This window comes from Wolbachia endosymbiont of Drosophila baimaii (assembly GCF_028982185.1).
In the GTDB taxonomy this organism is placed as follows: domain Bacteria; phylum Pseudomonadota; class Alphaproteobacteria; order Rickettsiales; family Anaplasmataceae; genus Wolbachia; species Wolbachia pipientis.
Map to the genome: position 1 here is coordinate 1 of NZ_JAPQLE010000153.1, position 5,800 is coordinate 5,800.

6 protein-coding genes and 1 pseudogene are annotated in these 5,800 nt (G+C 35.6%); 4 read left to right on the forward strand and 3 right to left on the reverse strand.

The genetic code is table 11. The annotated features are described in order from the left end of the window. Window positions 1-84: 84 nt before the first annotated feature. Window positions 85-480 (reverse strand): annotated as a pseudogene (locus OZD66_RS05045) (sensor histidine kinase); the annotation flags it as partial. 66 nt (window positions 481-546) lie between these two features. On the opposite strand from OZD66_RS05045, the gene OZD66_RS05050 reads away from it, so the two are divergent. From OZD66_RS05050 to OZD66_RS05065, 4 genes are all read left to right on the forward strand, one after another. Continuing rightward, window positions 547-1,722, forward strand: a complete 1,176-nt coding sequence (locus OZD66_RS05050; protein WP_182368061.1) for an aspartate aminotransferase family protein — start codon at window positions 547-549, stop codon at window positions 1,720-1,722. Between the two features lie 14 nt (window positions 1,723-1,736). Then, the gene (rimM, locus tag OZD66_RS05055) at window positions 1,737-2,243 is read left to right on the forward strand and encodes a ribosome maturation factor RimM (RefSeq protein WP_182368058.1); all 507 of its coding nucleotides are present in this window, start codon (window positions 1,737-1,739) and stop codon (window positions 2,241-2,243) included. A 62-nt stretch (window positions 2,244-2,305) separates the two neighbouring features. Then, on the forward strand, window positions 2,306-2,872 hold the full coding sequence (gene efp / locus OZD66_RS05060; protein ID WP_182368055.1) for an elongation factor P: 567 nt from the start codon (window positions 2,306-2,308) through the stop codon (window positions 2,870-2,872). Between the two features lie 8 nt (window positions 2,873-2,880). Continuing rightward, window positions 2,881-3,576, forward strand: a complete 696-nt coding sequence (locus OZD66_RS05065; RefSeq protein WP_182368052.1) for an inositol monophosphatase family protein — start codon at window positions 2,881-2,883, stop codon at window positions 3,574-3,576. Window positions 3,577-3,694: 118 nt separating this feature from the next. Here OZD66_RS05065 and hemA read toward each other — a convergent pair whose 3' ends face one another. Together hemA and OZD66_RS05075 are read right to left on the reverse strand one after the other, a co-directional pair. Then, window positions 3,695-4,903 carry a 5-aminolevulinate synthase gene (gene hemA, locus OZD66_RS05070; protein ID WP_182368049.1) on the reverse strand — a complete coding sequence of 403 codons (1,209 nt, stop codon included), beginning with the start codon at window positions 4,901-4,903 and terminating at the stop codon, window positions 3,695-3,697. Window positions 4,904-4,971: 68 nt separating this feature from the next. Next, complete coding sequence (locus tag OZD66_RS05075; protein WP_259348572.1) at window positions 4,972-5,748, reverse strand: TomO hydrophobic C-terminal domain-containing protein; 777 nt, start codon at window positions 5,746-5,748, stop codon at window positions 4,972-4,974. Window positions 5,749-5,800 lie beyond the last annotated feature (52 nt).

Consider the following 5,800-nt stretch of genomic DNA (forward strand, 5'->3'; position numbering starts at 1 on the left):
TCATAACTATATGCTGCTGGCATGCTTACCATCACTACTATAAATCCATATCTTACCTTTTTTGGACTATTATGAGAAGTGCTATAACTGTTCATAATCATAATCTTGAGTGTTAAAATTACTGAATATTATTCTGCCGTTTTGATCATACAGTATTAAGCTGAAATCCTTTACTTTGCTCACTGATTGTAATAATTCAGCACGTAGTTTTACTAGTTGGTTTATGTAGTCAAAATTTTTGTATTTAATGTGATGCTTTTCTATTAGTAAATAATGGTATTTTTTTATTATGCCATTTTCCAGTACGCTTTTTAAGTTTACACTTGAATCACGGTAAGAAGAAAGGAAATTACTCCTTAGTAAATAATTACAATATATCACACTGAATAAAATCATAAAAATTGATGAGAATAATGCGATAACTTTTGTGTATTTTTTTTTCCCCAGTGCAGAAAACATTAATTTACCTATCTTATACATATCCTTACTCATTGCGAAACAACGGCTTTTATGTTATTAATAATAAAATTTAGCATATAATATTTTATGACAATTTCTCCTATTTTGCCAGTTTATTCTCCTGTTAATATAAATTTTTCTCATGGCAAAGGTATCTACCTATATGATGTTGATGGTGAGCGCTACGTAGATTTTCACTCCGGAATAGCCGTTAGTAGCTTAGGTCACACTAATTCGCGATTAATTAGTGCTCTTAAATTGCAAGGAGAAAAATTATGGCATATATCAAATACCTATAATATACCTGCTGCCAATAATTTTGCAGAAAAATTAATAAACAACAGTTTCGCTGACACTGTATTTTTCTCAAATTCTGGATCAGAGGCAGTAGAATGTGGGCTTAAGATTGCTAGGGTCTATCAAAACGGAAAAGGCAATAAAAACCGTCTCAGAATTTTAACATTTCATGGTGCATTTCATGGAAGAACCTTTTTAACTTGTGCTACAAACGATAAACAGAAATTTTCTGAATTACTAAATCCCTACATTGATTGGTGTGATAACATCGAGCCCAATATTGAGAGCGTAAAGAAAGCAATTTCAAGTGGTATAGGCGTTATATTAATAGAACCAATACAAGGGCAAGGTGGTATCAAAGTAATGAATGAAGTCTTTATGAAAGAACTAAGAAAGCTGTGTGATGAAAATGACATATTGTTATTTTTTGATTGCGTGCAATGCGGTGCTGGTAGGACAGGAAAATTATTTGCATACGAACATATAGAAGTGGAACCTGATATATGTGCTCTTGCAAAGGGAATAGGCGGGGGGTTTCCGCTGGGGGCTTGTCTTGCAACTGAAAAGGCTGCTAAATATATGGCAGTTGGTATGCACGGTTCCACTTTTGGTGGCAATCCGCTTGCAACCTCAGTAGGTAATGCTGTGCTCGAAGAATTGCTCAGCCCCGGCTTTTTGAAAAATGTTGAAATTAGAGGTAAATACTTAAAAAATAAACTAGAAGACTTAGCAAGTAAATTTCCAATAATAGAGGAAGTAAGAGGGAAAGGGTTAATGCTTGGAATAAAAGTGAAAGCAGACAATCAAAAGTTTGCAGAAGAGTTAAGTCATCGCGGCTTGCTTACTGTTGGGGTAACATCAGATAACGTTGTGAGAATTTTACCTCCACTCATTATCACTGAAAAAGAGATTGATGAAGGCATCGAGATTTTGACTCAATATTTATCTGAGAAATCTTCTGATTAGATACTTGCATTAATATGAACGACAATCTGGTATGCTTAGGAATTATTACCTCTCCTCACGGAATTAAAGGAGCTGTTAAAGTAAAAACCTTTACTGAAAAGCCTGAAAATATCTCCTTATATGGTAAGCTAATAAGTGGTGATGAGAATTATAAAATAGACTCAGTATCCGTCATAGGTGATAATTTAGTAATAGCTACAATAAGCGGAGTAAATTCCCGTAATGAAGCAGAGCTTTTAAGGAATAAGAAGCTATATATAGAAAGAAGCAAGTTACCAGAGCTAAATGATGAGGATGAATTTTACCAAAGTGACCTTGTAGATATGGAAGTAAGGCTGAAAAGTAATGAATTATATGGCTATGTAAAATCTGTGTATAATTTCGGCTCATGGGATATATTAGAAATTTTAGTTATCAGCACAAAAAAACGTATTATGCTGTCTTTCACTAAAGAGATATTTCCACATATAAATATAAAGGGGAGGTATATAGTATTAAATATACCAGAATTTATTGACTAATAAAGACTTTGATATTTATATAAAGCTATTTATAATTGTAAGATCAAACTGAAAATGTAATTATGGCAGAAAGAGCTAACGATATTAGACCAGGTCAGGTGTTGGAACATAACGGCGGATTATTTTTGGTTGTAGGTATTATGCATACTCAACCTGGTAAAGGTGGTGCATACATACAAGCTGAAATGAAAAATATCAAGACCGGAGCAAAACACTATGAAAGATTTCGTTCTGATGCAACAATCAGAAGGGCAATTTTAGATGAAGAGGAATATGTTTACCTTTTCACTGAAGGAAACATTGTAAATCTTATGCATCCAAGTAATTACGAGCAAATCACTATAAATTTGGACTTATTGGGAGAAAAAAAAATTTATTTACAGGATAACATGAAAATTAAAGTTGTAGCTTATCAAGACAAAATAATTTCTGCGCATGTGCCTGATTATGTTACACTTGCTGTGAAAGAAACAGAGTTTGTTATTAAAGGACAAACTGCTACTGCTTCTTATAAGCCTGCAATTTTGGAAAACGGAATGCGCGTTAACGTGCCTCAATTTATAAAAGAAGAGGATAAAATTGTAGTATATACTCCAGGTGACAGCTATTATGAAAGAGTGAAAGAGTAAAAGGAAGAATGTCCCTCTCATCACCACGAATTAATGTGATGCTTGATTCTGTGCGTAATGCTTCCAGGCAGCTTATGCGCGATTTTAATGAATTGCAAATTTCTAATGTTAAATCAGCAGACTTTATCAATAAAACTTATTCAAAATCCAAGCAAACCATATACGATTGCTTGCACGACTACAAACGAGACTATGATTTTATTTTTGAAGATGATACTGATCAAGAAGTAAAAGATGACACTTATACCTGGTTTATTATGCCTATAGAGGGCAGGGAGAACTTTTCTAGTTGCATGGTTTATTTTGCAGTATCGGTCTGTCTCATTCATAAAAATAAAGTTGTGGCAGCTGTAATTGATGCTCCGGCTCTTAGAGAAACTTTTTGGGCAGAAGAAAAGAAAGGTGCTTTTCTTGAGGATTTTAGATCTCGTCATGTAAAAATGCGAGTGAAAAGCCGTGAAGGGGGTCTAATAGATGTAAGTGGTAATTTGTTAAATAAATTGCTGCCTGGCAATAGTAATGTACGCTCCATAGGTTCAACAATTTTAGGCTTTGCATACCTTGCAGCAGGAAGGCACAGAGGAACAGTTTACTCTGGAGTTAACAAATATAAAGCCTTGCTCGGTAGACTTTTTCTGCAAGAAAGCGGTGGAAGGCTAACGGAAGACAACGGGCTAATCATTGCTGGAGATATAAAACTATAGCTAAAGTAATTTATGTTTACCTACAATTTGATAAGCGTAAAACTCGTCATTCCGCTACTTGTTAGCGGAATCCATGCTGAGACACCGCGAATAAATCGCGGTATGACGTAGGGCTGTACTAGCTATAGCATAAACAGGCTACAAAGATAGACAACTTTTCGAAAACTTTTACAAGAGATTCTGTTAAATGCTCTATCATTTCATCTGTATGATAAGGTGTAGGGGTAATACGGAAACGCTCAGTTCCTCTTGGAACTGTCGGGTAATTTATATGTTGAACGTATATTCCATGCTCATCAAATAATAATTTTGATGCTTTTTTGGATAACTCTGAATCGCCAATTATTATTGGAATTATATGAGTTTCTGTTGGAATGAAGTTAATTCCTGCATTTCTCAGTGAGTTTTTTACTTTTTCAACGACTTGCTTTTGCTTTTCCCTTTCAATGTTGCTCGATTTTAGGTGCTCAACGCTTGCCTTTGCTGCCGCTGCTAAAACAGGCGACATAGCAGTGGTGAAAATAAATCCTGGAGCGGAACTTCTTATTACATCTACCAAGCTCTTTGAAGACGCTATATACCCACCCATCACTCCAAAAGCCTTCGATAGTGTACCTTGAATAACGGTTATTCTATCCATCAGACCTTCTCTTTCTGCAATTCCGCCACCATGTGAACCATACATGCCAACTGCGTGCACCTCATCCAAATAGGTAATTGCATTATGTTGATCTGCAAGATCGCATATCGCTTCAAGCGGCGCTATATCGCCATCCATTGAATATACGGACTCAAGTGCTATTATCTTTGGTGTTTTTGTGTCTACGGACTTTAACAACTGCTCTAAGTGATCAACATCATTGTGTTTAAATATATGTTTTGGTCTTTTTCCTGATTTTATGCCTTCTATCATTGAAGAATGGTTCTTCTCGTCTGAAAAAATTACTACGCCAGGAATAACAGATGATAAAGTGCTAAGTGTTGTCTGGTTAGCGAGGTAGCCACAAGCAAAAGTTAAAGCAGCCTCTTTTTTATGCAAACAAGCTAAGGATTTTTCAAGTTCGACAACCTCTTTTGTTGTACCAGATATATTTCTTGTTCCTCCAGCACCAACAGATGAATTTTGGATAGCGGCAATTACACTCTCATTTTGTGACATTCCCAAATAGTTATTACTGCACCAGACGATTACTTCCCTATTTCTTTCATAGTCCATAATGTGGGGGAGCCTACCTGGCAATGACGCAAAGTGCGTAAATTCACGGTAACGTCCCTCCTCTTTTATATCTTTTATTTTATTCAAGAATATTTCTTCGTAGTTTACCAAGTTCTTATTTACCGATAATTAACATAATTATAACAAATTATTAAATGGTAAACTACAATATTTATTCCTTAGTTTACTGTTTGTTGTGCAGCAAGCTCTTCATCAGCTATAAGTTCAACATTACTACCCTTAAATGAACTTGAAGGTCTGTTACAGCAATATATGATTACAGCAGCAACTAAACAACAAGCTCCAACTGCTATTCCTACCGCTAACATTTCTAAGTAAACTGCAACAGCCACCCCTGAAATAATACCAGCTATTGCAAGTGCAGAAGCAGCTATAACAGACAGCTTACTACTTTTTGTACTTTGCGGACTGTTGCTACTTTTTAGCGTAGAATCTCCTTTATTTGTTTTATCTAGCAAAGGTTCTTTTTCATCAGTTACATCCTCAATTAAAGAATCTTCGCTAACAACTGAAGAGTCTTCACTATACTCATCATCTGTTATATCTAGTGAAGACGTATTATCCTCAATAGAAACTTCACTACGCAAAACACCAGTAATTGAAGAGACTTTATCATCTACAAACCTTTGCGGCGAAGACAAATCAAACGATGATAAAGGTGGTAGTGAATTTTGTTGATTACTTTCAGTTGCTAGAGGCTCTTTAGTTATAGGCTTACTGTTAACATCTGAAGAAGCATTAGCAATATTGCTTGGATTAGTAGACTGCTCGCTGTTGATTTGAACATTATCCGCTTGTCCAGAGCTTTTACTAGTTATTGGAGGCACTGATGCAGCAGGAACGTTTTTTGGAACTACCTGTGTGGTAGGTGTTGAAGATCTTGTCGCTGTAACCGTCGATGTATAGCATTTCTCATAATAGTCCGAACAGGTCATAGGAAGGCAGAATCAACAGCACGACGAAAGGATTCGAATAGAGGAATGTTTT

Bases quoted from the DNA above. Each gene is read 5' to 3' on its own strand.
- rimM (WP_182368058.1), top strand. From the start codon at position 1,737: ATGAACGACAATCTGGTATGCTTAGGAATTATTACCTCTCCTCACGGA.
- efp (WP_182368055.1), top strand. From the start codon at position 2,306: ATGGCAGAAAGAGCTAACGATATTAGACCAGGTCAGGTGTTGGAACAT.
- OZD66_RS05050 (WP_182368061.1), top strand. From the start codon at position 547: ATGACAATTTCTCCTATTTTGCCAGTTTATTCTCCTGTTAATATAAAT.
- OZD66_RS05075 (WP_259348572.1), bottom strand. From the start codon at position 5,748: ATGACCTGTTCGGACTATTATGAGAAATGCTATACATCGACGGTTACA.
- OZD66_RS05065 (WP_182368052.1), top strand. From the start codon at position 2,881: ATGTCCCTCTCATCACCACGAATTAATGTGATGCTTGATTCTGTGCGT.